The organism is Paraburkholderia sp. FT54 (assembly GCF_031585635.1).
Lineage (GTDB): Bacteria > Pseudomonadota > Gammaproteobacteria > Burkholderiales > Burkholderiaceae > Paraburkholderia.
Genome location: NZ_CP134195.1, coordinates 1,512,273 through 1,538,191 on the forward strand (window position 1 = coordinate 1,512,273; position 25,919 = coordinate 1,538,191).

At 64.7% G+C, this 25,919-nt stretch carries 24 protein-coding genes; 16 read left to right on the forward strand and 8 right to left on the reverse strand.

The features are described 5' to 3' along the window. The first annotated feature begins 32 nt into the window (after positions 1-32). The 6 genes from iscU (at position 33) to iscX (ending at position 4,335) form a co-directional block, all read left to right on the forward strand. On the forward strand, positions 33-446 hold the full coding sequence (iscU, locus tag RI103_RS07160) for a Fe-S cluster assembly scaffold IscU (protein WP_007181285.1): 414 nt from the start codon (positions 33-35) through the stop codon (positions 444-446). 180 nt (positions 447-626) lie between these two features. Continuing rightward, complete coding sequence (gene iscA, locus RI103_RS07165; RefSeq protein WP_007181286.1) at positions 627-950, forward strand: iron-sulfur cluster assembly protein IscA; 324 nt, start codon at positions 627-629, stop codon at positions 948-950. Positions 951-1,100: 150 nt separating this feature from the next. After that, positions 1,101-1,628, forward strand: a complete 528-nt coding sequence (hscB, locus tag RI103_RS07170; protein WP_310814667.1) for a Fe-S protein assembly co-chaperone HscB — start codon at positions 1,101-1,103, stop codon at positions 1,626-1,628. A 128-nt stretch (positions 1,629-1,756) separates the two neighbouring features. After that, a complete protein-coding gene (hscA, locus tag RI103_RS07175; RefSeq protein ID WP_310814668.1) occupies positions 1,757-3,628 on the forward strand; it encodes a Fe-S protein assembly chaperone HscA in 1,872 nt (623 codons plus the stop codon). A 152-nt stretch (positions 3,629-3,780) separates the two neighbouring features. Beyond that, entirely contained in the window at positions 3,781-4,122 is a 342-nt protein-coding gene (gene fdx, locus RI103_RS07180; RefSeq protein WP_097389705.1) for an ISC system 2Fe-2S type ferredoxin, read from the forward strand. A 15-nt stretch (positions 4,123-4,137) separates the two neighbouring features. After that, complete coding sequence (gene iscX / locus RI103_RS07185; protein WP_007181290.1) at positions 4,138-4,335, forward strand: Fe-S cluster assembly protein IscX; 198 nt, start codon at positions 4,138-4,140, stop codon at positions 4,333-4,335. A gap of 123 nt (positions 4,336-4,458) precedes the next feature. Here the strand turns inward: iscX and RI103_RS07190 are convergent, their stop codons facing one another. The 5 genes from RI103_RS07190 to RI103_RS07210 all read right to left on the reverse strand — a co-directional run bounded on the left by RI103_RS07190 (position 4,459) and on the right by RI103_RS07210 (position 11,543). After that, positions 4,459-5,253, reverse strand: coding sequence for a glycine zipper 2TM domain-containing protein (locus tag RI103_RS07190; protein ID WP_310814669.1), 795 nt, complete (start codon positions 5,251-5,253; stop codon positions 4,459-4,461). A gap of 314 nt (positions 5,254-5,567) precedes the next feature. Beyond that, entirely contained in the window at positions 5,568-7,124 is a 1,557-nt protein-coding gene (lysS, locus tag RI103_RS07195) for a lysine--tRNA ligase (RefSeq protein WP_409076978.1), read from the reverse strand. Positions 7,125-7,246: 122 nt separating this feature from the next. Continuing rightward, positions 7,247-8,351 (reverse strand): peptide chain release factor 2 gene (gene prfB / locus RI103_RS07200; RefSeq protein ID WP_106313460.1). Its coding sequence is split into 2 segments (ribosomal slippage): positions 7,247-8,269 and positions 8,271-8,351, totalling 1,104 coding nucleotides; the frame shifts between segments, so codons are not numbered across the junction. Between the two features lie 260 nt (positions 8,352-8,611). Continuing rightward, positions 8,612-10,318, reverse strand: coding sequence for a single-stranded-DNA-specific exonuclease RecJ (gene recJ / locus RI103_RS07205; protein WP_310814670.1), 1,707 nt, complete (start codon positions 10,316-10,318; stop codon positions 8,612-8,614). 16 nt (positions 10,319-10,334) lie between these two features. Further along, the gene (locus tag RI103_RS07210; RefSeq protein ID WP_310814671.1) at positions 10,335-11,543 is read right to left on the reverse strand and encodes a regulator; all 1,209 of its coding nucleotides are present in this window, start codon (positions 11,541-11,543) and stop codon (positions 10,335-10,337) included. 63 nt (positions 11,544-11,606) lie between these two features. Here RI103_RS07210 and RI103_RS07215 point away from each other — a divergent pair, with 63 nt between their 5' ends. From RI103_RS07215 to ftsB, 10 genes are all read left to right on the forward strand, one after another. Then, positions 11,607-11,933: a hypothetical protein gene (locus RI103_RS07215; protein ID WP_310814672.1), complete on the forward strand. Its 327-nt coding sequence runs from the start codon at positions 11,607-11,609 to the stop codon at positions 11,931-11,933. Between the two features lie 378 nt (positions 11,934-12,311). After that, positions 12,312-13,565 (forward strand): lipoprotein-releasing ABC transporter permease subunit, encoded by a 1,254-nt coding sequence (locus RI103_RS07220; RefSeq protein WP_310814673.1) that lies wholly within the window; start codon positions 12,312-12,314, stop codon positions 13,563-13,565. Next, positions 13,558-14,301 carry a lipoprotein-releasing ABC transporter ATP-binding protein LolD gene (gene lolD, locus RI103_RS07225; RefSeq protein ID WP_310814674.1) on the forward strand — a complete coding sequence of 248 codons (744 nt, stop codon included), beginning with the start codon at positions 13,558-13,560 and terminating at the stop codon, positions 14,299-14,301. The genes RI103_RS07220 and lolD overlap by 8 nt, the downstream gene beginning before the upstream one ends. A gap of 56 nt (positions 14,302-14,357) precedes the next feature. Then, positions 14,358-15,146 carry a TatD family hydrolase gene (locus tag RI103_RS07230; protein WP_310814675.1) on the forward strand — a complete coding sequence of 263 codons (789 nt, stop codon included), beginning with the start codon at positions 14,358-14,360 and terminating at the stop codon, positions 15,144-15,146. Between the two features lie 111 nt (positions 15,147-15,257). Beyond that, positions 15,258-17,870, forward strand: coding sequence for a DNA internalization-related competence protein ComEC/Rec2 (locus RI103_RS07235; protein WP_310814676.1), 2,613 nt, complete (start codon positions 15,258-15,260; stop codon positions 17,868-17,870). A gap of 118 nt (positions 17,871-17,988) precedes the next feature. Beyond that, complete coding sequence (locus RI103_RS07240) at positions 17,989-18,792, forward strand: alpha/beta hydrolase (RefSeq protein ID WP_310814677.1); 804 nt, start codon at positions 17,989-17,991, stop codon at positions 18,790-18,792. A gap of 232 nt (positions 18,793-19,024) precedes the next feature. Beyond that, positions 19,025-20,698 carry a CTP synthase gene (locus tag RI103_RS07245; RefSeq protein WP_310814678.1) on the forward strand — a complete coding sequence of 558 codons (1,674 nt, stop codon included), beginning with the start codon at positions 19,025-19,027 and terminating at the stop codon, positions 20,696-20,698. Continuing rightward, positions 20,695-21,549, forward strand: coding sequence for a 3-deoxy-8-phosphooctulonate synthase (kdsA, locus tag RI103_RS07250; RefSeq protein ID WP_310814679.1), 855 nt, complete (start codon positions 20,695-20,697; stop codon positions 21,547-21,549). Before RI103_RS07245 ends, kdsA begins: the two co-directional genes overlap by 4 nt. A gap of 212 nt (positions 21,550-21,761) precedes the next feature. Then, positions 21,762-23,045: a phosphopyruvate hydratase gene (gene eno / locus RI103_RS07255; protein WP_054038196.1), complete on the forward strand. Its 1,284-nt coding sequence runs from the start codon at positions 21,762-21,764 to the stop codon at positions 23,043-23,045. Positions 23,046-23,152: 107 nt separating this feature from the next. After that, complete coding sequence (gene ftsB, locus RI103_RS07260; protein WP_310814680.1) at positions 23,153-23,590, forward strand: cell division protein FtsB; 438 nt, start codon at positions 23,153-23,155, stop codon at positions 23,588-23,590. 134 nt (positions 23,591-23,724) lie between these two features. On the opposite strand, the gene RI103_RS07265 is transcribed toward ftsB, so the two are convergent. From RI103_RS07265 to RI103_RS07275, 3 genes are all read right to left on the reverse strand, one after another. After that, positions 23,725-24,114, reverse strand: coding sequence for a hypothetical protein (locus RI103_RS07265; protein WP_310814681.1), 390 nt, complete (start codon positions 24,112-24,114; stop codon positions 23,725-23,727). Positions 24,115-24,309: 195 nt separating this feature from the next. Further along, positions 24,310-25,260 carry an Hsp33 family molecular chaperone HslO gene (gene hslO, locus RI103_RS07270; RefSeq protein WP_310814682.1) on the reverse strand — a complete coding sequence of 317 codons (951 nt, stop codon included), beginning with the start codon at positions 25,258-25,260 and terminating at the stop codon, positions 24,310-24,312. Between the two features lie 64 nt (positions 25,261-25,324). Then, the gene (locus RI103_RS07275; RefSeq protein ID WP_310814683.1) at positions 25,325-25,849 is read right to left on the reverse strand and encodes a gamma carbonic anhydrase family protein; all 525 of its coding nucleotides are present in this window, start codon (positions 25,847-25,849) and stop codon (positions 25,325-25,327) included. Positions 25,850-25,919: the final 70 nt, after the last annotated feature.

Below are 25,919 nucleotides of genomic sequence, written 5' to 3' on the forward strand. Positions count from 1 at the left end.
TTGCAGGTTGAAACGAATCAAGGAGTGTCATCATGGCTTATAGCGACAAGGTTCTGGACCACTACGAAAACCCGCGCAACGTCGGTTCCTTCGCGAAGGACGACGATGCGGTCGGCACCGGCATGGTCGGCGCGCCCGCATGCGGCGACGTGATGAAGCTGCAGATCCGCGTGGGTGCGGACGGCATCATCGAAGACGCGAAGTTCAAGACGTATGGCTGCGGATCGGCGATTGCGTCGAGTTCGCTCGTCACCGAATGGGTGAAGGGCAAGACGCTCGATCAAGCCATGTCGATCAAGAACACGCAGATCGCCGAAGAACTGGCGCTGCCGCCGGTGAAGATCCACTGCTCGATCCTCGCGGAAGACGCGATCAAGGCAGCGGTCGCCGACTACAAGCAACGCCACGGTGAAGCAGTCGTCGCAGACGAAAAGCAGCACGCTTGATCGAGCGGCGGTTGCAGCGCGGTTTCAGGCGAATCGAAACGGACGGCGCGAATTCAAGCGCCCCGAAGGGCGTCCCCTTGGGGGAAGCCGTCCGGTACGAGCGATATTTGATGCAGGCAGGGTAGCGGCGCGTGAGCAGGCAGACGAACGGCCAGCACGCACTGCGCAATGAGAAACGCTATGGCAATTACGTTGACCGAAAAGGCAGCACAGCACGTCCAGAAGTATCTGAACCGGCGCGGTAAAGGCGTCGGCCTGCGCGTCGGCGTGCGCACCACGGGTTGCTCCGGCTTGGCCTACAAGCTCGAGTACGTGGACGAACTCGCGCCCGAAGACGAAGTGTTCGAATGCAACGGCGTGAAGATCATTGTCGACCCGAAGAGCCTCGCCTATATCGACGGCACCGAACTCGACTTCGCACGTGAAGGGCTGAACGAAGGCTTCAAGTTCAACAACCCGAACGTGAAGGACGAATGCGGTTGCGGCGAATCGTTCCGCGTGTAGATCGGACATTTCCGCGTGCAGCGGATCAAAGGCGGCGCGGGCCGCCTTTTTAGTTTCATCCGCGAATTCGACTGTGCCGCCACGCTCCGCCCGAGCCGCGTTTTTTGACTGCACTCCGGTGCGCTTTCCTGAACGGACACCTTCCATCCGATGGCCTCGCTGAACGACAGCCACTTCGACCTGTTCGATCTGCCGGCGCGATTCGCGCTCGACGCATCAGCGCTCGATCACGCCTACCGCGCGGTCCAGGCGCAAGTGCACCCGGACCGCTTCGCGGCGGCCGGCGACGCGCAAAAGCGCATTGCGATGCAATGGGCGACGCGCACCAACGAGGCGTATCAGACGCTGCGCGATCCGTTGAAGCGTGCCACCTATCTGCTGCATCTGCGCGGCATCGACGTCGGCGCGCATGACAATACGGCGATGGAGCCGGCCTTCCTGATGCAGCAGATGGAATGGCGCGAAGGCATCGAGGATGCGGCCGCGGCGAAGAACGTGGACGCGCTCGACGCCTTGCTCACCGAACTGCGCGACGAAGAGCGCATGCGCTTCGACAAGCTCGGCGCGTTGCTCGACAGCGGCGCGAATCAGGCCGCGGGCGAGGCGGTGCGGCAGTTGATGTTCATCGAGCGGGTGGCGTCGGAAATCGACACGCAGATCGAGCGGCTCGAGAACTAGTTAGCTCGAGCGCACCGTGCGTCCTGCGCCGCGCGCGAGCACAGCGACAGTCGCCAGAAGAAGCCGTAGCATTACATCCAGCAACGCGAAAATTCAGGACGGGGCGAAGCGGCCCCGAGAAGATCCAGATGGCCCTACTGCAAATCTCCGAACCCGGCATGGCGCCGGCGCCCCACCAGCGGCGTCTGGCGGTCGGCATCGATCTCGGCACCACCAATTCCCTCGTCGCGGCCGTGCGCAGCGGCGTGCCCGACGTGCTGCCCGACGAAGACGGCCATGTGCTGCTGCCGTCGGTGGTGCGTTACCTGGAAAAGGGCGGCCGCCGTATCGGCCGCACGGCCAAGGCTGAGGCCGCGAGCGATCCGCGCAACACGATCGTCTCGGTCAAGCGCTTCATGGGGCGCGGCAAGGCGGAAGTGGAGGGCGCCGAAAACGCGCCGTACGATTTCATCGATGCGCCCGGCATGGTGCAGATCCGCACCATCGACGGCGTGAAGAGCCCGGTCGAAGTATCGGCCGAAATTCTCGCGACGCTGCGCCAGCGCGCCGAAGACACACTCGGCGACGAGTTGGTCGGCGCCGTGATCACGGTGCCCGCTTATTTCGACGAAGCGCAGCGTCAGGCGACCAAGGACGCCGCGCGTCTGGCCGGCCTGAACGTGCTGCGCCTCCTGAACGAACCGACCGCGGCGGCGATCGCCTACGGCCTCGATAACGGTTCCGAGGGTCTGTACGCCGTGTACGACCTCGGTGGCGGCACCTTCGATTTGTCGATTCTCAAGCTCACCAAGGGCGTATTCGAGGTGCTCGCGGCTGGCGGCGACTCCGCGCTCGGCGGCGACGATTTCGACCACGCGCTGTATCGCCACGTGCTGGAACAGGCCGGCATCGCGCCTCACACGCTCGCAGCGGAAGACGTGCGTTTGCTGCTGGACAGCGTGCGCGTGGCCAAGGAGGCCTTGTCCGATGCGCCGAGTGCAAAGCTACAGGCGACGCTCTCGAACGGCGCTCAGATCGATCTGACGATCGGCGAAGCCACTTTCGAAGCCATCACACAGGCGCTGGTGCAACGTACGCTCGGCCCGACAAGAAAGGCGCTGCGCGACGCCAAAGTCACGACGAAGGAAATCAAGGGCGTGGTGCTGGTCGGTGGCGCGACGCGCATGCCGGTGATCCGCCGCGCGGTCGAGTCGTTCTTCGGCCAGCCGCCGCTGATCAACCTCGACCCGGATCAGGTGGTCGCGCTCGGCGCGGCGATCCAGGCCGACCTGCTCGCGGGCAATCGCGGCGCGGACGGCGACGAGTGGCTGCTGCTCGACGTGATTCCGCTGTCGCTCGGCGTCGAGACGATGGGCGGCCTGACCGAGAAAATCATCCCGCGCAATTCGACGATTCCGGTCGCGCGCGCGCAGGATTTCACGACCTTCAAGGACGGCCAGACGGCCATGGCGATTCACGTCGTGCAAGGCGAGCGCGAGCTCGTCAGCGACTGCCGCTCGCTCGCGCGTTTCGAGCTGCGCGGCATTCCGCCGATGGCCGCCGGCGCGGCGCGCATTCGCGTGACCTACCAGGTGGATGCGGACGGCCTGCTGTCCGTGTTCGCACGCGAGCAGGGCTCGGGCGTGGAAGCGTCGGTGGTGGTCAAGCCGTCCTACGGTCTCGCCGACGACGACATCGCGCGAATGCTCGAAGACAGCTTCTCGACCGCTGAAGTCGATATGCGGGCTCGCGCGCTGCGCGAAGCGCAAGTCGAAGCACGGCGTCTCGTCGAAGCCACCGACGCCGCGCTCGCCGCCGACGCCGAACTGCTCGACGACAGCGAGCGCGCCGAGCTCGACACGCTGCTCGAGGCTCTGCGCAACCTCGCGCAAAGCGAGGACGTCGACGCGATCGAAGCCGTCACCAAAACCCTCGCCGAAGGCACCGACGAATTCGCCGCCCGCCGCATGAACAAGGGCATTCGCCGCGCGCTCGCCGGCCGCAGGCTCGACGAGATCTGAGCCTTGCGCTAACGGCAGGCGGCCTCGACTTGCGGGAGGCCGCCGCAAGAAATCGAAGCGCGCCGCGCGGACTTAAAAAGTCCGCGCGGCGCCAGTAAAATGGTATGGAGCCTGTTTGCGGCTGCCGTGCCTCAGACCGAAACGGAAAATGTATGCCTCAAATCGTTGTGCTGCCTCACGTCGAACTGTGCCCGGAAGGCGCGGTGATCGATGCCGTGCCCGGCAAGAGCATCTGCGACAGCCTGCTCGAACATGGTATTGAAATCGAGCACGCGTGCGAGAAGTCCTGCGCATGCACGACCTGTCACGTGATCGTGCGTGAGGGTTTCGCCGCCTTGACTCCGTCGGAGGAAGACGAGGACGATCTGTTGGACAAGGCGTGGGGGCTGGAGCCGGCCTCGCGTCTGTCATGCCAGGCCATGGTGCCGGCTGAGCAGGATCTGGTTGTCGAAATCCCTCGCTACTCGATCAATCACGCGAAGGAAAATCACTAACAGGAGGATGCAGCCATGAAGTGGACCGATACGCAAGACATCGCGATGGCCCTGACTGACAAGCACCAGGACATCGATCCGCAACAGGTGCGCTTCACCGACTTGCACCGTTGGGTCACCGAGCTGGAAGGATTCGACGACGATCCTAACCGGTCGAACGAAAAGATCCTCGAGGCGATTCAGGCTGCATGGATTGAAGACGCGGATTATTGAGCGTCAGTGAGTTTTCCCACGCCGGTCAGCGATCCGCTCGCGCTCCGGCCTCGGCAAGGAAAAAAGGCGATTCCAATGGAATCGCCTTTTTCGCGTCTGGCGCAAACTCCGCCAGCGTGTGCTCTAGCTTGCTACGAGCGTGCCGTTCTGAACCCGCACGCGCTGACCTTGCTGGAACGGCGGCGCTTCATGGTAGGTGAAGTAACGCGTCTTGCCGCTTTCCATCCGCACGCGCACCGAGTACGACGTGGTGCTGCGAATATGTTTCTCGACCGAATTGCCGGCAAGGCCGCCGCCGAGCGCGCCAAGAAGCGTCATCGCGGTACGTCCGCCTCCGCTACCGAACTGGTTGCCGACCACGCCGCCGGCCACCGCGCCGCCGACCGCGCCGATACCGGTGCCATGACCTTCCTGACGGACCGCCGAAATGGCCTCGACTACGCCGCATGTCGAGCAGTAGGCCGGTTGTGCCGGCGGCTGCTGCTGGGCGTAGTTAGGCGCCGGCTGTGCCTGTTGCTGCTGGGCGTATTGCTGCTGCTGTGCGGGTGCAGGCGCGGGAGCGGGTTGCGGCTGTTGCGCGGCCTGCTGCTGGGCGGCTTGTTGCTGCGCGGCCTGTTGCTGCGCCGCCTGTTGTTGCGCGGTCTGTTGCTGCGCCGCCTGTTGTGCCGTCGGGTTGGCCGGCGCCGCCGAATCGACCACTCCCTGCTGGTTCGCTTGCGTGGTGACCTGCGCCGCTTGCGTCTGATCGTTTTGCGCGCCGTCGCTGGACGCCTTCGGGAAAAGGCCCGTGACTGCCGCCGTGGCGACGAGGCTTGCGATGATCACCGCGCCGGCAGCGGTCGCGACAAGCGGGTGAAGCCGGCGTTGGGGCGCGGGCTGTGCGGATTGCGTGGTGGGTTGCGTGTTGGGATTGTCCATTCTGGCCTCCGTCTTCCACAGGAGTCGACTTTTGGTAAGACCAAGTGTCTGGTAAATCGATTCCGCGAAGGTTTCAATTTGTAACGATTTCCGGGCAGACATCTCGACGGCGTCGCGTCGAAGCCTCGCGCAGCGTGGCGGCACGCCGCTTCCGGCAAGCGCTCGCGCGATGAACACAGAAGGCCGAATCCTCGCATCACATGCAGCTTTTACCGATGGTTACAAACCGCCTAGGCGGGCGCCACACGCTTAGCGCAGCAAGAAAAACGCCCGGCATCGAGCCGGGCGTTTCTTCACCGTGAACTGCGCGACGCTCAGTCTTCGCGGCGCAGATGCGGGAACAGAATCACGTCGCGGATGCTCGGGCTGTCGGTCAGCATCATGACCAGGCGGTCGATGCCGATGCCGCAACCGCCGGCCGGCGGCATGCCGTATTCGAGCGCGCGGATATAGTCCGCGTCGTAGAACATCGCTTCCTCGTCGCCGGCGTCTTTCTGGTCGACCTGCTTCTTGAAGCGGGCAGCCTGGTCTTCCGGATCGTTCAGTTCCGAGAAGCCGTTGGCGATCTCACGGCCCGTGATGAACAACTCGAAACGCTCGGTGATGCCGTCGACCTTGTCCGACGCGCGCGCCAGCGGCGACACCTCGATCGGGTAGTCGATGATGTAAGTCGGTTCCCACAGTTGCGACTCGGCGGTCTCTTCGAACAACGCCAGTTGCAGCGAACCGACGCCCGCGTTCAAAAACTGCGGCTGCGACGCATCCACGCCGAACTTCTTCAGTTCCGTGCGCAGGAACGCGCTGTCGGCGAGTTGCTCGTTCGTGTATTGCGGCGCGTACTTCTGGATAGCCTGGGTGATCGTGAGGCGATGGAACGGCTTCGCCAGATCGAGTTCGCGGCCCTGATAGGTGATCGTGGCCGTGCCGAGAGCGTCGATCGCGGCCTGGCGGATCAGTTGCTCGGTGAAGTCCATCACCCACTTGTAATCGGTGTACGCGGCGTAGAACTCGATCATCGTGAATTCCGGATTGTGGCGCACGGACACGCCCTCATTGCGGAAGTTACGGTTGATCTCGAACACACGCTCGAAGCCGCCGACCACCAGACGCTTCAGATACAGTTCCGGCGCGATACGCAGGAACATCTGCATGTCGAGCGCATTGTGGTGCGTGGTGAACGGCTTGGCCGCCGCGCCGCCCGGAATCGGATGCAGCATCGGCGTTTCGACTTCCATGAAGTCGGCCTCGGCCATGAACTTGCGAACCGACGAAATCGCCCTGGTGCGCGCGACGAAAGTCTTGCGCGTTTCCGGCGTGACGATCAGATCGACATAGCGCTGGCGATACTTCATTTCCTGATCCGACAGACCGTGGAACTTGTCCGGCAGCGGGCGCAGCGACTTCGACAGCAGGCGCAATTCGGTGCAACGCACCGAGAGCTCGCCCTTGTTGGTGCGGAACAGCACGCCGCGCGCCGCGACGATGTCGCCCATGTCCCACTTCTTGAAGGCGTCGTACGTTTCCTGGCCGACGTCGGCTGGCGTGATGAAGAACTGGATCTGACCCGAACCGTCGCGCACGGTCGCGAAGCTCGCCTTGCCCATCACGCGCTTGAGCATCATGCGGCCGGCGATCGCGACTTCGAGCGGATTCGCTTCGAGCGCTTCCTTGTCGGCGTGCTCGTACTGCGACTGCAGATCTTCGGCGTGATGCGAGGGACGGAAATCGTTCGGATAGGCGACGCCTTGCTCACGCAACTCGCGCAGCTTTTCGCGGCGCTCGGTCATGATCTTGTTGTCGTCCACCTCGGGCACGACATTCGGTCGGGCCGCGTCAGGCTGGGCCGCACTAGGCTGGGTCGGTTCGGTCATGATGATTTGGTATTCGGTAGCCCGCACGAAAGTGGCTTGCATGCGGGTGGCCAGTCAGTAAAAACCTCAGGCGGTAAAAAGATGCGGCGCGGCATTGCAAGGGCAGGCCGCGCCGGTTGCGCTTAGACGCCCTGTTTCAGGCTGGCGCTGATGAACGGATCGAGGTCGCCGTCGAGCACGCTCTTGGTATTGCTGATTTCGACGTTAGTGCGCAGATCCTTGATACGGCTGTTGTCCAGCACGTACGAGCGGATCTGATGACCCCAGCCCACATCGGTCTTGCCGGCTTCGAGCTTGTCCTGCTCTTCCTGACGCTTGCGGATTTCCGCTTCGTACAGGCGCGATTTCAGCATGGCCATGGCTTCGGCGCGGTTGCGGTGCTGCGAACGGTCGTTCTGGCACTGCACGACGATGCCCGACGGCATGTGCGTGATACGCACGGCCGAATCGGTCTTGTTGATGTGCTGACCGCCCGCGCCGGACGCGCGGTAGGTGTCGATACGCAGATCGGCCGGGTTGATGTCGACTTCGATCGAGTCGTCGATTTCCGGGTACACGAACACCGACGAGAACGACGTATGACGGCCGCCCGACGAATCGAACGGCGACTTGCGCACGAGGCGGTGCACGCCGGTTTCGGTGCGCAGAAAGCCGTATGCGTATTCGCCTTCGATCTTGATCGTGGCGTTCTTGATGCCCGCCACGTCGCCGTCGGTCTGTTCCAGAACCTCGGTCTTGAAGCCCTTGCGCTCGCAGTACCGCAGATACTGGCGCAGCAGCATGGACGCCCAGTCGCACGCCTCGGTGCCGCCGGCGCCGGCCTGAATGTCGAGGAACGCATTGTTCGGATCGGCCGGGTTCGCGAACATGCGGCGGAACTCCATGTCCGCGACTCGCTGTTCGATGCCTTGCGCGTCGGATTCGCAGGCGAGGAGGGTTTCCTCGTCGTCTTCTTCGCGGGCCATGTCGAACAGGTCCTGCGCGTCGCGCAGGTCGTTATCGAGCGAGGTAAGTTTGCCGACGGTGTCGTCGAGCAGCTTTTTTTCCCGGCCGAGGGCCTGGGCGTGCTTCGAGTCGTTCCAGACGTCCGGATCTTCGAGTTCCCGGTTGACTTCGATTAGACGCAGTGCTTTGTCGTCGTAGTCAAAGATACCCCCGTAGCGAGTCCGCGCGAGTGCGCAGGTCCGCCAGTGAGGCTTCGATCGCGTTGAGACGTTCCGCTTCCATGTCGATCTTTTATAGCTTCGTAAAAAGGGGAAATTATAGCCGATCGGCACGCCGCGCCGGAGGCTGTTGAGCGATCCGGCGCGTGTTGGCGGTTGATTTTGCGGAGATTTTCGAGGTTTTCGGTGCGGCGACGCCGGTACGGTTGGCAGGGTGCTTGACGCGCCGGCGTCGAATCATCGCCCGCATTCGTCGCGTCAGGTCTGCGCTTCAGCTTGCGATTGCAACTCGCCCGGATCAGCTGGGCTTTTCAGTTGACCGCCTTAGCTCGCCGCGTGCTCGACGATCAGCTGCACGCGCGACACGCCGTTCCACGTATCGCTCGCGAGGCGATAGGCCACCGTGGTGCGAGCGGGCAGCGTGTCCGTGTGATTGAACCAGATCGCATTGAAGCGCTGGCGTCCGCGCACGAGTTGCAGCTTCAGGTGCTTGTCCTTCACGAGTGCCTGCGAGGCGATGTCGAATTCGCCGGAAAACACCGGCGCCGGAAAGCCCTGGCCCCACACGGCGGCGTCGAGCATTTCGACGAATTGCGGCGTGAAGTACGCGTCTTCCAGCTCGCCGTCGGTTTCGACTGTGCGCGAGAGCGCGTCTTCGGAGAGCCATTCGCGGCCGACCGCTTCGAACGCGGCGGTGAAGCGCGGCACGTCGGCGGCGGCGAGCGTGAGGCCCGCGGCCATGGCGTGGCCGCCGAATTTGACGATCAGGCCCGGCTCGCGCTTCGAGATCAGATCGAGCGCGTCGCGCAAATGGAAGCCCGCGATCGAGCGGCCCGAGCCCTTGACGGTCTGGCCGCTGTCGTCGGCGAGCGCGAAGGTGAACGAGGGCCGGTGGAACTTCTCCTTCAACCGGCCCGCGACGATGCCGATCACGCCCTGGTGCCAGCCCGGATTGAACAGCGTGATGGTGGTCGCGCCATCGGGATTGATCGCCGAGAGGTCGTCGAGCGCCTGTTGCTGCATGCCGGCTTCGATCTCGCGCCGCTCGCGGTTCATCGTGTCGAGTTGCTGCGCGAGATCCCAGGCGCGGCCGATGTCGTCGGTGGTGAGGCATTCGATCCCGAGCGACATGTCCGACAGCCGTCCCGCCGCGTTCAGGCGCGGCCCGAGCGCGAAGCCGAGGTCGAAGCCCGACGCGCTGCGGGCGTCGCGCGCGGCGGCGCGAAACAGGGCCGCGATACCCGGCTGCATCTTGCCTTTACGGATGCGCTGCAAACCTTGCGCGACCAGCACGCGGTTGTTGCCGTCGAGTTTGACCACGTCCGCGACCGTGCCGAGCGCGACCAGATCGAGCAGGCCGTCCAGGCGCGGTTCGGGAAACGCGTCGTTGAAGGCGCCGCGGCGGCGCAATTCCGCGCGCAACGCGAGCAGCACATAAAACATCACGCCGACGCCCGCGATGCACTTGCTCGGGAACGAGCAGCCCGGCTGGTTCGGATTGACGATGGCGCGGGCGGCCGGCAGTTCGTCGCCGGGCAGGTGGTGGTCGGTCACCAGCACGTCGATGCCGAGCGCGTTGGCCGCTTCCACGCCGTCGACGCTGGCAATGCCGTTGTCCACCGTGATCAGCAACTCCGGTTGGCCCGACGCGCTGCGCGCGGCCAGCGCGACGATCTCCGGCGTCAGACCGTAGCCGTATTCGAAACGGTTCGGCACCAGATATTCGATCCGGCCACCGAACATGCGCAGGCCCCGCACGGCAACCGCGCAGGCGGTGGCGCCGTCGCAATCGTAGTCGGCGACCACCAGCATGCGGCGCTGGTTCTGGATCGCGTCGGCGAGCAGGGCGGCGGCGTCTTCACAACCCTTGAGCGCGACGGGCGGCACGAGCCGCGCGAGACCGGTTTCGATTTCGTCGGGCATGCACACGCCGCGCGCCGCGTAAAGGCGCGCGAGCACCGGATGCAGGCCGTGGCGGGTGAGGACTTCGGCGTCGACGGGAGACGAGGCGCGCGTAACGATTCGAGTCATTCGGAAGGGCCGTGGATCATTCGATGAAGAGCGAGGCGAGCACCCGCCGCCGCCAGAATTTGCGCAGATCGCCGCGCGTGACCGAGAGCGTCACCGAGCCGGTGTCGCCGCACAAGGTCAGTCCGAGTTCGGCGAGCTGGCCGGATTGCAGCGCGGCGAGCGCCGGTTCGAACCAGTCTGTCTGCAACGCGGCGAACGCGTCGTTCCAGCGCGCCCAGTCCTGCTCGATGTAGGGCGCGGAGAACGGATCGAGTTCGACCAGCGTGATGCCGCCGGTGTTTGCATTCGCGTTGGCGTTGGCGTTGGCGTTGAGCGCGGACGCGCCGCCCGCCGTGCCGCTCAGAGCGTTACCCGGAGCATTGGCCGAAGCATCGCCCGAAGCGCCGTGCCCGGCGCCGGCCGCCCGCAGCGCACCGAACGACGCCGGCGGCGCAGCGGTCGCAACGCCCGCGCTCAGGGCGAGGCCGCGCGTCGCCGCTGCGTCGGAGAAGACGCGCGCGAACGGGCTGCGCACCGGTTGGATCGCGCCTTGCGCGTGAAACCAGATCGAGTTGACGGCCGGCAGGCCGCGCGCCTCGCGCGCTTCATTGACTGGATGCTCGAACCACGCCATCTGCACTTCGTTCTGCAGCTTCATCCATGCGCGCGAACGCTCGCCGGAGTGCGCCTCGTGCGGCAGCCAGATTTCGATGTTGCGCCCGCTCGCGCGCAATGGCGAGGCGCCGGCCAGCGTGCCGAACCCGTCGCCCGACAGATACCAGCGCGCGGGGCGCGGCGCTTCGATGCGCACGCCGAGTTCCTCGATCAGCGGTCGAGCGACCGCGAGCAGCGCGCCGGCGTCTTCGTCTGACAGGTCGAGCGAGGCCGGATCGATCAGCACCAGATGATCATGCGCGATGCGCACGTGCACCGGCTGCACGCAGGCCCATGTGGCGTTGCCCGGTTCGCCGCCGTCGGCGCGCAGCATGTACGGCGCGAGCGGCGCTTCGTCGGCGGCCGCCGCGCCGCTCGGCAGTGCGCCGAACTGGCGCGCCACCCAGCGCTCGTGCGGCAGCGTGCGCTGAAAGTCCTCGCCGATCACACGCTCCACCAGCGTCGCGCGCGCGATCAGCCGGTCGAGGGCCGGACTCTGGATGGCGTGAAGGGCGGTGGCAGCGTCCGCTGCGGCGGGCAGCGCGAAGGGTAGGAGAAGATGGAGACGGTTGGCGAGCATGATGCTGCGCATTGTAGGGCAAAGAGTGCGAGTATTCCGACCATCAGCTTGCGCTCGACGTAGCGCAGCGGCGGCGTGCCCGATTCCCCGTCGCCCGGACGTTCGGGAGCAACAGCCGCGCGCGGCGGCACCGCGCACATGACGATGGAGACCGGCATGTCGCGTGAACTCAAAACCGAGCAGGAATTGCTGGCACTGGTCGTCAAGGCCCTCGATGCGAACCCGGCCACGGCCGGCTGGATTCCGACCGGCTTCCACGAGACCGTGGAGGATGAAAGCGGCTGCAACTGGGACATCAGCCATCTGCATCGCGACCGCAAGGACGCCGACGTGCGCGACGCCGCCAACAGTGCCGCCGCGGGCATCATCAACGAGCTTCGCGGGCGTTACAACCTGCGTTAGACGAAGCCGGCCTCGCGCCTGAAACCCGGCACGCCTTGGCGGCGCCGTTTTGGGAGCGCCGCCGCTGAGCCGGCCTGACCGGGGCGCGGCCGGCCTTTCTGTCCGAAGTCCGGTCCAGACCGCCTTTGCGCGGGCGGGCGGCATTGTATGGCAAACTTCGCGCTTGATTAGTGGTGGCAGGCAATGGCGGCAACGGCAAGAGCCGTCGTCCGGACCGCCGTGGGACTGGCGTGGCGCGCGCGTTGCTACGGCACGGTGCGCCGTACCGGAACCATCCGCGTCGCAACGACACCAATGATCACGACGCTCGGACCGCGCGGCAGGCGCTTCACGCCTTCGTGCGCGGCACAAAGCCGAAGAACGCAGAAAAGGATTCGCTTGAAATTTCCCTACGAATGGCAGATTGGCTGGCGCTACACCCGCGCCGGCAAACGCACGACCGGTAACGGCTTCATTTCCTTCATCGCGCTCGTGTCGATGTCGGGCATCGCGCTCGGCGTCGCGGCGCTGATCGTCGTGTTGTCCGTGATGAACGGTTTTCAGAAAGAGGTGCGCGACCGCATGCTGTCGGTGCTCGCGCACGTCGAAATCTTTTCGCCGACCGGCTCGATGCCCAACTGGGAGCTGACAGCGAAGGAAGCCCGCCAGAACAAGGAAGTGATCGGCGCGGCGCCGTATGTCGAAGCGCAGGCCCTGCTCACGCGCCAGGACGCGGTGAGCGGCGTGGCGCTGCGCGGCGTCGAGCCGTCGCTGGAGCCCGAGGTGTCCGATATCGGTAAGGAGATGAAAGGCGGCAGTCTGAATGCGCTGAAGCCGGGCGACTTCGGCATCGTGCTGGGCGCCGACCTCGCCACCAATCTCGGCGTGACGGTCGACGACAAGATCACGCTGGTCGCGCCCGAAGGCACCATCACGCCCGCCGGCATGCTGCCGCGGCTGAAGCAGTTCACGGTGGTGGGCGTCTTCGAGTCAGGACATTACGAGTACGACAGCACGCTGGCGCTGATCAACATCAAGGACGCCGAGGCGCTGTTCCGGCTGCCCGCGCCGACCGGCGTGCGGCTGCGCCTGACCGACATGCAGCGCGCGCCGGAAGTCGCGCATCAGCTTGCGCGCACACTCTCCGGCGATTTATACATTCGCGACTGGACGCAGCAGAACAAGACCTGGTTCTCGGCGGTGCAGATCGAAAAACGCATGATGTTCATCATCCTCACGCTGATCATCGCGGTGGCCGCGTTCAATCTGGTGTCGTCGCTCGTCATGACGGTGACCAACAAGCAAGCCGACATCGCGATTCTGCGCACGCTCGGCGCGCAGCCTGGTTCGATCATGAAGATTTTCGTGGTGCAGGGCGTGACGATCGGCTTTATCGGCACGGCCACCGGCGTCGCGCTCGGCTGCCTGATCGCGTGGAGCATTCCATGGCTCGTGCCGATGATCGAGCATCTGCTCGGCGTGCAGTTCCTGCCGCCGTCGGTGTATTTCATCAGCGAATTGCCGTCCGAACTGGTTCCGGCCGACGTCGCGCGGATCGGCATCATCGCCTTCGTGATGTCGGCGCTGGCCACGTTGTACCCGAGCTGGCGTGGTGCGAAAGTCCGTCCCGCGGAGGCACTGCGCTATGAATGACCGTTCAGCTAACCTGTCCATGGCTTCTTCCGGCACCGTGCCGCATCCCTACGTGCTGGAAGCGACCGGCATTTCCAAGTCGTTCGTGCAGGGCGGTCTGAACGTGACGGTGCTTAACAACACGGAACTGAGCGTGCGGCGCGGCGAGAAGCTGGCGATCGTCGGCGCGTCGGGTTCCGGCAAGAGCACGCTGCTGCACGTGCTCGGCGGCCTCGACGATCCGAGCGCCGGCCACGTCTCGGTGATGGGTAAGCCGTTCACCCAGCTCTCCGAGCGCGAACGCAACGACCTGCGCAATCGCGCGCTGGGCTTCGTTTATCAGTTCCACCATCTGCTGCCGGAGTTCACCGCGCTCGACAATGTCGCGATGCCGCTGCGGATTCGCCGCATGACCACCGAAGCGTCGCGCCGCGAAGCGCTCGCGGTGCTGGAACGCGTCGGCATGGGGCATCGCGCGAAGCATCGTCCAGGCGAGTTGTCGGGCGGCGAGCGTCAGCGTGTGGCGATTGCGCGGGCGCTGGTGACGAAGCCCGCCTGCGTGCTGGCTGACGAACCGACCGGCAACCTCGACGGCGGCACCGCGGACACCGTGTTCAATCTGATGCTCGAACTGTCGCAAACGCTCGATACGAGCTTCGTGATCGTCACGCACGATCCGGAACTGGCGGGACGTTGCGACCGCATCATGCGGCTGCGCGACGGCGTGCTGCACGAAGAGCCGCCGGTGCCGGTTTAAGTGGGCTCAGGCGCCGGACGCCGTGAGCCGATGCTGCGCCGCTAACGAGGCACGTCATGTGGATCGATACGCACTGTCATCTCGACGCGTCGGAATTCGACGCCGACCGCTCAGAAGTCGCGGCGGCGGCGCGCCGCGCGGGCGTGGGACGGATCGTGATTCCGGCGATCGGCCGCGAGAACTTCGCGGCGGTGCGTGAGCTGGCGCACCGCGTCGACGGTGGCGCATACGCGCTCGGCATTCATCCGTTGTTCACGCCGGGGGCGCAGGAGAGCGATCTCGATCTGTTGCGCATGGAAATCGAGGCGAGTCTCGGCGACCCGCTGTTTGTCGGTATCGGCGAGATCGGACTCGATTATTTCGTCGGCGGTCTCGACGACGCGCGTCAGCAATTCTTCTACAACGGCCAGTTGCAGATCGCGCGTGAGTTCGATCTGCCGGTGATCTGCCATGTGCGCAAATCGCAGGATCAGGTGATCAAGGGACTGCGGCGGCATCAGATTCATCGCGGCATCGCGCATGCGTTCAACGGCAGTTTTCAGCAGGCTCAGGCGTATATCGACCAGGGCATGCATCTTGGCTTCGGCGGCAATCTGACTTTCGAGCGCGCGCGGCAAATCCGCCGTCTCGCCGAGCAATTGCCGTTCGACGCGCTGGTCGTCGAAACCGACGCACCGGACATCGCGCCGTCATGGATCTACAAGCAGCGCAACTCTCCCGAGCAGATTCCTGCCATCGGCGCGGGCCTTGCGCAACTACGCGGCATGGCCGCCGACGAAGCCGCCCTAGGCACAACGGCTAACGCGCTCGCCGCGCTGCCGCGGCTCACCCTTTCCTCTGCATAATTGAACGCGATGGTTTGAGTGGTTCGCGCCGGGCGATACCCACGCCTGGCGCGCTCGCTCACGCCTGTGCGTCGAGCGTTGCGTCGTCTGGCGTCTGCTGGCGGAGGGCGGATGCGGGCATGGTGGTGTGGATTCGCGTTGGGCGTAATCGGGCTGCAACGGCAGGCGGCGTTGCCGGATTGGATGGCGTTGTGCGGGTTGGTGCTGGTTGCTTGTGCTGCGGTTGTGGTGGCGATGTGGGGTTTGGGCGAGGATGGGGCCGCGCGCGCGGCGGCTCCTGGTTTGCTCACGTGCCGGATCCGCTTCAGCCAACGTGTGCGTTCGTTCGCCGGCTGGAGCGCGGTGTGGTGCGCGGCGTTGTGCCTCGGCTTCGGCTATGCAGCCTTGCGCGCGGACATGCGCCTCGCGTTCGGCTTGCCCACCGCGTGGGAAGGCCGCGATATCGAGGTGGTCGGCAGTATCAAAGGATTGCCGTCACGCGATGAAAACGGCGCGCGTTTTCTATTCGACGTCGAATCGGCCGAAGCACCCATCGCCGCCTTCCCGCGCGTAATCCAACTCTCGTGGATCGCCGAGGATGCGCCGCCGCCTCTGCTCGAACCAGAGGCACGCTGGCGGCTGACCGTGCGCCTCAAGCGTCCGCATGGCAATGCCAACTTCGGCGTGCGCGATGCCGAGGCGACGCTGCTCGCGCGCAACGTGCGGGCCACCGGCTATGTGAGCGCGCCGGCACAGGCGGTGCGGTTGCGTGGCTATGCGCGCGGCGTCGGCGTGTCCGTGGACCGCTGGCGCGGCGCGCTGCGTGAACGGATCGACGCAGTGCTCGCCGACGCGCCGCACCGCGGGATCGTTGTGGCGCTTGCAATCGGCGCGCAGGACGAAGTCAGCGCCGCGGACTGGCTGCTGATGCGTAGTACGGGCACGAGTCATCTGGTGGCGATTTCAGGGCTGCATATCGGTTTCGTCGCGGGCCTCGCGGGCTGGCTGGCGGGCGCGTTCTGGCGGCGCTCCGGGTGGATCGGCCGCAACTGGCCCTTGCGGTTGCCGGCGCAAGTCGTCGCGATCACGGCCGGCGCGGTGTTCGCCGCGCTGCACGCTGCGTTGGCCGGCTTCAATGTGCCGGCGCAGCGCGCGCTGTGGATGGCGGGCGTCGTCGCGCTCGCGTTTGTCAGCGGTCGCAATGTGGCGCGTTCGGCGGTGCTCGCGTGGGCGCTGGGGCTCGTGCTGCTGATCGACCCTTGGGCGGTCGTGTCGGCGGGATTCTGGTTGTCGTTCTGCGCGGTGGCGGCGATTCTGTTCGCCATGTCGGGGCGGCCCCGTGTGCGGGATCATGAACAGCACCGTGACGAAGCGGGCGAGGGCGGCGACGCGCCCAGCCGATGGTCGAGATGGCGCGCCGGTCTGCGCCGCCGCCTGCGCGGTGCCGGCGAGCGGCTGCGCGGCGCCGCGCAGGTGCAGTTCGCCGTGACGGTCGCGCTGGCGCCATTGACCGTCTACTGGTTCGCGCAGATTGCGCTAATTGGCCCGCTCGCGAATGCCTTCGCCATTCCGTGGGTCAGCCTGCTGGTGACGCCGGCGGTGCTCGCGGGCGTCGCCTTGCCCACGCCACTCGACTTCTATGCGTGGCACGCCGCGCACGCTTTGCTGGAACTGCTGGCGGCGGCGTTGCGGATGCTGTCCGGTCCAGCCTGGGCGCTCTGGCGTCTGCCGCAACCGGATGCGTGGACGCTGGCTGCGGCAGCGGTGGGCGTGCTCTGGTGTCTGGCGCCGCGCGGCTGGCCGCTGCGCTGGGCCGCGCCGCTGACGTGGTTGCCGCTCCTGATGCCTGCGCCGTCCGGAGCGCCGCACGGCGGTTTCCGCCTGACGGCGCTGGATGTCGGCCAGGGCACTTCGGTGCTGGTCGAAACGGAACATCACACGTTGCTGTTCGACACGGGGCCGGGCCCGGAGTCGACTCACGCGGGCGAGCGGGTGGTCGTGCCGTTTCTACAGGCGCATGGCGTGAGAACACTCGATACGTTGATCGTCAGTCACGCCGACTCCGATCACTCGGGCGGCGCACCCGCGGTGCTGGACGCGATCGAAGTCCATCAGATGGTGGCGGCATTGGCGCCGTCGAATGCGCTCTGGTCGAACGCGCGGCAACGCGGCGCCGACACCTTGCCGTGCGCGGCGGGCCAGCGCTGGCAGTGGGACGGCGTGGAGTTCGCGATGCTCTGGCCGGATGCCGGTCCGCTGCAAGGCAAGCCGAACGCGCATTGCTGCGTGTTGCGCGTCAGCACCTTGCCCGCCGCGGCAAGCCCGTCGCCCGGCCGCATTCAAACGGAGCCGCCGCGCATGACGGCCTTGCTGACGGCGGACATCGAGGCGCCCGTCGAACGCATCCTGCTCGCGCGCGATCGCGGCGCGTTGCGCGCGCAGGTGCTGGTCGTGCCGCACCACGGCAGCAAGACTTCGTCGACCGAGCCGTTCCTCGACTCTGTCGACCCGCTCATCGCGCTATTTCAGGTAGGCTATCGCAACCGTTTTCATCACCCGAATGCGGGTGTGTTCGAGCGCTACAAGGCGCGGCAAATCGAGCTCGGGCGCAGCGATGCTGACGGTGCGGTGCGGGTCGAGATGAGCCAGCAGACCGAGGCGCATGCCGGTGCCGCTGCCGGAAGCGTAACGGTCGCGCTCGAGCGCTATCGCGACACGCAGCGCCGCTACTGGATGGATCGCTGACGGGTTAGCCGATGAATTGCCGCCCGCTCAGATAAAAGAAACGCGCCGCCGGGCGTGGTGATGGCACCCAGGTGCGCACGATGCCCGGCACGCAAAAACAGAATGGAGATAGGCGCAGTTGAAAAACATCATTCACTTCTCGCACGCGAACGGCTTTCCGGCGTCGACCTACCGGACGATCTTCGCCGAGCTCGCAGACGACTACGAGTTGCGCTCCATCGAGCGGATCGGCCACGACGCGCGCTTTCCGGTGACGCAGGACTGGCCGCATCTGGTCGAGCAATTGCTCGACGACATCCGCCGGACGTACGAATACCCGGTGTGGCTGGTGGGACACTCGCTGGGCGGCTATCTGTCGCTGATGGCCGCGCTCAAGAAGCCGCAGTGGGTGAGGGGCGTGGTGATGCTGGATTCGCCGGTGATCGCCGGCTGGCGCAGCAGCATGCTGCGCGTGTCGCAATGGACCGGCCTCGACGAGCGGCTCTCGCCCGCGGCCGCCACCCGCACGCGACGCACCCAATGGGCGAGCCGTGACGAAGCGTGGCGCCATTTCCATTCGAAGCCGGCGTTTGCGCGCTGGGATGAACGCATGCTGTCCGACTATATCGACTTCGGGATTCCGCAGACTTCGCCCGACGGCGCGCGGTCGCTGGCATTCGATCGCCGTACCGAATATCAGATCTATAAGACCTTGCCGCATACGCTCGGCTCGCGGCTCGCCCGCGGCGCGCCGGTGCCGGTGGGTTTCATCGCCGGCACCCGCTCGAAGGAAATCCGCCAGGCCGGTCTCGACGCCACCCGCCGCGCGACCGGCGGCCATGTGGAATGGATCGAGGGCAGTCATCTCTACCCGATGGAAAGGCCGCTCGAAACCGCACGCGCGGTGCAAAGCATGTTGCATGAACTGGAGCAGCGCGGATGACGCGAAAGCACGCGCGGACGTGAGCGTGGACGACGAAGGCGGCAGCATCAGCCCAGCGCCGCGACGCCGACCATAGCGCGCCGCGCCGGCACGCGCCGCAAGAAACGGCGCATGATCCACGCGCGGCAATGGCCGCCACCGCAGCGCGCGCACATGTGGATGCCGCCAGGATTTTGCTGGGGTTGGGGCCCTGCTTTACGGTATAATCCGTTTTTCCCGCGAGCATCCAGCGATGACCAAATATGTTTTCGTCACCGGCGGCGTAGTATCTTCCCTCGGCAAGGGTATTGCCGCCGCTTCCCTCGCCGCGATCCTCGAATCGCGCGGTCTTAAAGTCACCCTCCTCAAGCTCGATCCCTACATCAATGTCGACCCCGGCACGATGAGCCCGTTTCAACACGGCGAAGTGTTCGTGACGGAAGACGGAGCGGAGACGGACCTCGACCTCGGCCACTATGAGCGCTTCATCAGCACGAAGATGCGCAAGGCCAATAACTTCACCACGGGCCAGATTTACGAATCGGTGATCCGCAAGGAACGCCGCGGCGATTATCTCGGCAAGACGGTGCAGGTCATCCCGCACATCACGAATGAAATCCAGGCGTTCATCGAACGCGGCGCGGCTTCCGCGACGTGCGGTGAGCCGGACGTCGCCATCGTCGAAGTGGGCGGCACCGTGGGCGACATCGAATCGCTGCCGTTCCTCGAAGCCGCGCGTCAGATGAGCCTGCGCATGGGCCGCAACAGCGCGTGCTTCGTGCACCTCACGCTGGTGCCCTGGGTCGCCACGGCCGGCGAACTGAAGACCAAGCCCACGCAGCATAGCGTGCAGAAGCTGCGCGAAATCGGTATTTCGCCACACGTGCTGTTGTGCCGTGCCGACCGCCGCATTCCGGACGACGAGCGCGCCAAGATCTCCATGTTCTCGAACGTGCCGGAAGACGCCGTGATCTCCGTGTGGGACGCGGACAGCATCTACAAGATTCCGCAGATGCTGCACGACCAGGGTCTGGACGCGATCATCTGCGAAGAGCTCAAGCTCACGCCGAAGGCCGCGGATCTGTCCATGTGGTCCGATCTGGTCGAGAAGCTGGAGCATCCGAAGCACGAAGTCACGATCGGCATGGTCGGCAAGTATGTCGATCTGACCGAGTCGTACAAGTCGCTGATCGAAGCGCTGCGTCATGCGTCGATGCATACGTCGACCAAGGTCAATATCGAGTACATCGATTCGGAAGAGGTCGAGACGCAAGGCGTCGAAAGCCTCAAGCATCTGGACGCGGTGCTCGTGCCGGGCGGCTTCGGCCGTCGTGGCACCGAAGGCAAGATCGCCGCGATCCGCTATGCACGCGAAGCGAAGGTGCCGTATCTCGGCATCTGCCTCGGCATGCAACTGGCCGTGATCGAATTCGCTCGCGACGTGGTTGGTCTGAAAGACGCGAACAGTACCGAGTTCGATCAGGAAACGCCGAACCGCGTGGTCGCGTTGATCACCGAGTGGTACGACCGCGAAGGCCGCGTCGAGAAGCGCACGGAAGAATCGGATCTGGGCGGCACGATGCGCCTCGGTTCGCAACGTTGCCCGATCAAGCCCGGCACCATGGCCGAAGAGATCTATGGCAAGGACGTGAACGAACGCCATCGCCACCGTTATGAAGTCAATAACCGCTTCGTGCCCCAGCTCGAAGCCGGCGGCCTTATCATCAGCGCCCGTACCCCGAGTGAAGATCTGCCGGAAATGATGGAACTGCCGCGCAGCATGCACCCGTGGTTCGTCGGCGTGCAGTTCCACCCGGAATTCACGTCCACGCCGCGTGACGGCCATCCGCTGTTCAAGTCGTTCGTCGAAGCGGCGCTCGCGCATCACGAGGCGCGCACGCCGGTCGCAGTTGGGGAGAAAGCATGAAACTGGGCGATTTCGAAATCGGGCTCGACAAGCCGTTTTTCCTGATCGCGGGCACCTGTGTCGTCGAATCCGAGCAGATGACGATCGACACAGCCGGCCGGCTGAAGGAAATCTGCGCGAAGCTGAACATTCCGTTCATCTACAAATCGTCGTACGACAAAGCCAACCGCAGCAGCGGCAAGTCGTTCCGCGGTCTGGGCATGGACGAAGGTTTGCGCATTCTGTCGGAAGTGAAGCGCCAGCTGGGTCTGCCGGTGTTGACCGACGTTCACGCCGAGCACGAGATCGAGCAGGTCGCTTCAGTGGTCGACGTATTGCAAACGCCGGCTTTCCTGTGCCGTCAAACGGACTTCATTCACGCGTGCGCGCGTTCGGGCAAACCGGTCAACATCAAGAAAGGCCAGTTTCTCGCACCGCACGACATGAAGAACGTAATCGACAAGGCGCGCGACGCCGCGCGTGAAGCGGGTTTGTCGGAAGACCGCTTCATGGCGTGCGAACGCGGCGTGTCGTTCGGATATAACAACCTCGTGTCGGACATGCGTTCGCTCGCGATCATGCGCGAAACCAACGCGCCGGTCGTGTTCGACGCCACTCACTCGGTGCAGTTGCCGGGCGGGCAGGGCACGAGCTCGGGCGGTCAGCGTGAATTCGTGCCGGTGCTGGCGCGTGCCGCGGTGGCAGTGGGCGTGTCGGGGCTCTTCATGGAGACGCACCCGAATCCGGCCGAAGCCAAGTCGGACGGTCCGAACGCCGTGCCGCTGCATCGCATGGCCGATCTGCTCGAGACGCTGGTTACGCTCGATCGGGCCGTCAAGCGCGCGCCGTTCCTCGAAAGCGATTTCAACTGATTCAGGCATTCACCGCGTGTCACGACAGCTTTGCATAATCGGCACGCGGCGAATGCACGCAATGGTCGTCGAACGTATTGGCGCGCAGGTAGTTCGCCGGGGAGACCGGTGCGCTGCATGGGACCGGAGTTACCGCTGAAGCGGTAACTCCGGATCGACACGTCAGATACAGTGTCACAGTAAAGAATTCAACGTCATTTCTTGAGGAAACCATGAGTGCTATCGTAGATATCATCGGTCGAGAGATTCTCGATTCGCGAGGCAACCCCACCGTCGAATGCGACGTGTTGCTCGAGTCGGGCACGATGGGCCGCGCCGCGGTGCCGTCGGGCGCGTCGACGGGTTCGCGCGAAGCGATCGAACTGCGCGACGGCGAAGCCGGCCGTTACGGTGGCAAGGGCGTGCTGAAGGCTGTCGAGCACATCAACACCGAAATCTCCGAAGCGATCATGGGCCTCGACGCTTCCGAGCAGGCTTTCCTCGACAAGACCCTGCTGGAACTCGACGGCACCGACAACAAGTCGCGCCTCGGCGCGAACGCGATGCTGGCTGTCTCCATGGCCGTCGCGAAGGCTGCCGCTGAAGAAGCCGGCCTGCCGCTGTACCGCTACTTCGGCGGCTCGGGCGCAATGCAACTGCCGGTGCCGATGATGAACATCGTCAACGGCGGCGCGCACGCCAACAACAGCCTGGACATCCAGGAATTCATGATCGTGCCGGTCAGCCAGCCGACCTTCCGCGAAGCGCTGCGCTGCGGTGCCGAAGTGTTCCACGCGCTGAAGAAAATCTTGAGCGACCGCGGCATGAGCACGGCAGTGGGCGACGAAGGCGGCTTCGCGCCGAACTTCGGCAGCAACGACGAATGTCTGTCGACCATCCTGCAAGCCATCGAGAAGGCCGGCTACCGCGCCGGCGAAGACGTGCTGCTCGCACTCGACTGCGCAGCGAGCGAGTTCTACCACGACGGCAAGTACCAGTTGGCGGGCGAAGGTCTGCAACTGTCGTCGACGGAATTCGCTGACTACCTCGCGAATCTCGCCGACAAGTTCCCGATCGTGTCGATCGAAGACGGCATGCACGAAAGCGACTGGGCAGGCTGGAAGATTCTGACCGACAAGCTCGGCAAGAAGGTTCAGCTCGTGGGCGACGACCTGTTCGTCACCAACACGCGCATCCTGAAGGAAGGCATCGAAAAGGGCATCGCCAACTCGATCCTGATCAAGATCAACCAGATCGGCACGTTGACGGAAACCTTCGCGGCGATCGAAATGGCCAAGCGCGCCGGCTACACGGCCGTGATCTCGCACCGTTCGGGCGAAACCGAAGATTCGACGATCGCGGACATCGCGGTCGGCCTGAACGCCGGTCAGATCAAGACGGGTTCGCTGTCGCGTTCGGACCGTATCTCGAAGTACAACCAGTTGCTGCGCATCGAAGAAGACCTCGGTGATATCGCCAGCTATCCGGGCAAGTCGGCGTTCTACAATCTGCGCTAATCGCCGCTTTGCCAGCGCTGACCGATGAGCCGGTTATCCTCCGTTTCTGATTGACCCCGCCGCCCTGCGTATAGCGCAGGGCGGCGTGTATTCATTATGCTTACTTCATGCGGCTTGTCACTGCTGTCCTGATCGTTCTACTGGCGCTGATCCAGTACCCGCTCTGGTGGGGGCACGGCGGTTGGTTGCGCGTGCACGAGTTGCAGCAGCAACTGGCGCAGCAGGTGCAAAAGAATGCCGATTCGAAACTGCGCAACGAACGCATTCAAGGCGAAGTGCAGGATTTGCAGAACGGCACGGCCGCGGTCGAAGAGCGGGCGCGCTACGAAATGGGCATGGTGAAGGACGGCGAAGTATTCGTGCAGTTCGTGTCGCCGAACGCACCGTTGCCCACGGCGAACACGCCTTCTGTTACGACGTCCACGCGCGGTGAGATGTCGGCGGCGCCGCTGCATATGGTGCCGAATCCGGAATCGCGCGCGAAGCCGGATCGCAAGCACGGTGGTAAGGCGGCTGCTGCAAAAGACAAGAAGGCTGCGCACTGAGCATCGCCAGAGCAGCACAACGGCTCAGTACGAAGGATGTAAAAAAAGGCACGGTGAGAACCGTGCCTTTTTCTTTGGGCTCGGCGCCGCGCGCCAAGCCCGGAATCTTGCAACGCGCGGACTGCCGGCGCGTCTTACCAGCCCCAGTATGGCCCGTAACCCACGCCGATACCCGTACCCCAGCCGTGCCCCCAGCCACCGCCGTAATAGCTGCCATACACGCTGACAGGCGGCGCGTAGTAACGCGACCATGCTTGCGCCGCATTTTCAGCGGCCATCGCCTGATTCTGCTCGGCCATCACCTGATGGTCGATCGCGTCATAGCGCTGGCGTTCTTCAGGTGTCAGTGGTTGGGCGGTGGCGGCCATGCCTGACTGATCGGCCGGCAGCCGGCTATAAATCGGCGACGGCCCCGGCGGATCCATCACGCAGCCAGCGAGCGCACCGCTGCCCACGACGACAGCCAGCACGGCGGTCGTGCGTGCATGGCGCAGCAGCCGTATCAACGAAGTAGGGTGGTTCATGTTCGATCTCCATCGGTCGGATGCCTAAGCAAATCATGCACCGCGCGCACCGCCAATGATCCAACGCAATGATCAAAGATACTGCGCCGCCCGGGCCCTGAAAAGGCAGCGGGCGGCGCGGTATTTTGACTGCCGTCATACAGGTGTGATGAATCGCCGTTCGGCGCGTATGGAATCCGCGCGCCGGCGAGCCGTTTAGTGCCGCTGTTCAGCCGCGGGCGTCACACCTTGTGAGAGCGCTTCGGCGACAAAAAGTTGCGCCACGTCGACTGGATCGAACTCGTAACGCTGGTTGCAGAACTCACAATGAATCTCGACATGACCACGTTCTTCGAGCACGCCGTCCACTTCCTCGCGGCCCAGCATCTTCAGCATGCCGCCGACTTTTTCGCGCGAACACGTGCACTCGAAGCGCGCCGTGGCCGGTTCGAAATGCTGGACGTTTTCCTGCCAGAACAGGCGACGGAAAACCGTTTCCGGTTCTTCCTTCAGCAACTCGTCTTGCGAGAGCGTGCCGCCCAGCGTGCAGACGCGCTCCCACGTGTCCGCGTCCAGATCGCCCGGATGGGGGACGATGCCGCCGTCGCCCGGCAATTTTTGCAGCAGCATGCCGACCGCACGCTCGGTGTTCGCCGCGAGCCACAGGCGCGTGTCGAGCTGCTCCGAGTGATGCATGTAATGCTCGAGCACTTCGGCCATCGAATTGAGCGGGCCGTCCACGCCCGACAGCGGCACGATACTTTGGTACGGCTGCTGGCCGGGCTGCTTGCTGGCCGGGTCGAGCGTGATCACGCAACGGCCGTGGCCGCTCGCATTCAGCAGGTCGACCATGCTGGTCGTCTCACCGATCACGTCGGCCGCTTCGCCGGAGAGCTTGGCGGTCGCGCGCATCGACAGATCGGAGCCGCATTGCACCACCAGCATCTTGACCGGGCCGTCGCCGAAAATCTGCATGATGAGCGTGCCGTCGAACTTGAGATTCGCCGACAGCAGCGCGCACGCGGCCATCATTTCGCCCAGAACCGTGCGCACCGGCGCCGGATAATCGCGGCGCGTCAGCACTTCCTGCCACGTATTGCGCAGCGAAACGATCTCGCCACGCACCGGCGCCGCGCTGAACATGAATTTTTGCAACTGGTCGCTCACAACTTTTCCTCGGTCGAATGACGCAGCGTGATGCCGCGCCGTGCGCGCCGCGCGCTCCGGCTGGTTAGCCGATGCGCACGAGCTGCGCCTTGTAATATTCGCGGCGCTCGGCATACGTTGCCGCGCCGCGCTGCATGTTGGCGATATCCGTCTCGGTCAGTTCGCGCACCATCTTGGCGGGCGCGCCGAGAATCAGCGAATTGTCGGGGAACACCTTGCCTTCGGTCACGATGGCGCCCGCTCCGACCAGACAGTTGCGGCCGATCACCGCTCCATTCAAGACCACGGCCTGAATTCCGATCAGCGCGCCTTCCTTGATCGTGCAGCCGTGCAGCATGACCTGATGGCCGATCGTCACGTTCGGCTCGATCGTCAGCGGGAAACCGGGGTCGGTGTGCAGCACGGCGTTTTCCTGCACGTTGCTGCCGGCGCCGATGGTGATTGGCTCGTTGTCGCCGCGAATCGTCGCGCCGAACCAGACGCTCGCGTTTTCCGCGAGCGTCACATTGCCGATGATGCTCGCCGAATCCGCGACGAAGACGCTTTCATGGATGGTCGGGGCGGCTTCGCCAAGCTTGTAAATGGTCACGGTGTCTCCTGTTGATCGGTGGCTACGCGCGCGGGATGGGGCGCCGAACTGCCTGAAACGTCTTGCCGCG

Bases quoted from the DNA above. Each gene is read 5' to 3' on its own strand.
- hscB (WP_310814667.1), top strand. From the start codon at position 1,101: ATGGCCTCGCTGAACGACAGCCACTTCGACCTGTTCGATCTGCCGGCG.
- hscA (WP_310814668.1), top strand. From the start codon at position 1,757: ATGGCCCTACTGCAAATCTCCGAACCCGGCATGGCGCCGGCGCCCCAC.
- lysS (WP_409076978.1), bottom strand. From the start codon at position 7,124: ATGACCGAACCGACCCAGCCTAGTGCGGCCCAGCCTGACGCGGCCCGA.
- RI103_RS07210 (WP_310814671.1), bottom strand. From the start codon at position 11,543: ATGCGCAGCATCATGCTCGCCAACCGTCTCCATCTTCTCCTACCCTTC.
- RI103_RS07230 (WP_310814675.1), top strand. From the start codon at position 14,358: ATGTGGATCGATACGCACTGTCATCTCGACGCGTCGGAATTCGACGCC.
- iscA (WP_007181286.1), top strand. From the start codon at position 627: ATGGCAATTACGTTGACCGAAAAGGCAGCACAGCACGTCCAGAAGTAT.
- ftsB (WP_310814680.1), top strand. From the start codon at position 23,153: ATGCGGCTTGTCACTGCTGTCCTGATCGTTCTACTGGCGCTGATCCAG.
- lolD (WP_310814674.1), top strand. From the start codon at position 13,558: ATGAATGACCGTTCAGCTAACCTGTCCATGGCTTCTTCCGGCACCGTG.
- RI103_RS07265 (WP_310814681.1), bottom strand. From the start codon at position 24,114: ATGAACCACCCTACTTCGTTGATACGGCTGCTGCGCCATGCACGCACG.
- fdx (WP_097389705.1), top strand. From the start codon at position 3,781: ATGCCTCAAATCGTTGTGCTGCCTCACGTCGAACTGTGCCCGGAAGGC.
- RI103_RS07190 (WP_310814669.1), bottom strand. From the start codon at position 5,253: ATGGACAATCCCAACACGCAACCCACCACGCAATCCGCACAGCCCGCG.
- kdsA (WP_310814679.1), top strand. From the start codon at position 20,695: ATGAAACTGGGCGATTTCGAAATCGGGCTCGACAAGCCGTTTTTCCTG.
- iscU (WP_007181285.1), top strand. From the start codon at position 33: ATGGCTTATAGCGACAAGGTTCTGGACCACTACGAAAACCCGCGCAAC.
- iscX (WP_007181290.1), top strand. From the start codon at position 4,138: ATGAAGTGGACCGATACGCAAGACATCGCGATGGCCCTGACTGACAAG.
- eno (WP_054038196.1), top strand. From the start codon at position 21,762: ATGAGTGCTATCGTAGATATCATCGGTCGAGAGATTCTCGATTCGCGA.
- recJ (WP_310814670.1), bottom strand. From the start codon at position 10,318: ATGACTCGAATCGTTACGCGCGCCTCGTCTCCCGTCGACGCCGAAGTC.
- RI103_RS07235 (WP_310814676.1), top strand. From the start codon at position 15,258: ATGCGGGCATGGTGGTGTGGATTCGCGTTGGGCGTAATCGGGCTGCAA.
- RI103_RS07245 (WP_310814678.1), top strand. From the start codon at position 19,025: ATGACCAAATATGTTTTCGTCACCGGCGGCGTAGTATCTTCCCTCGGC.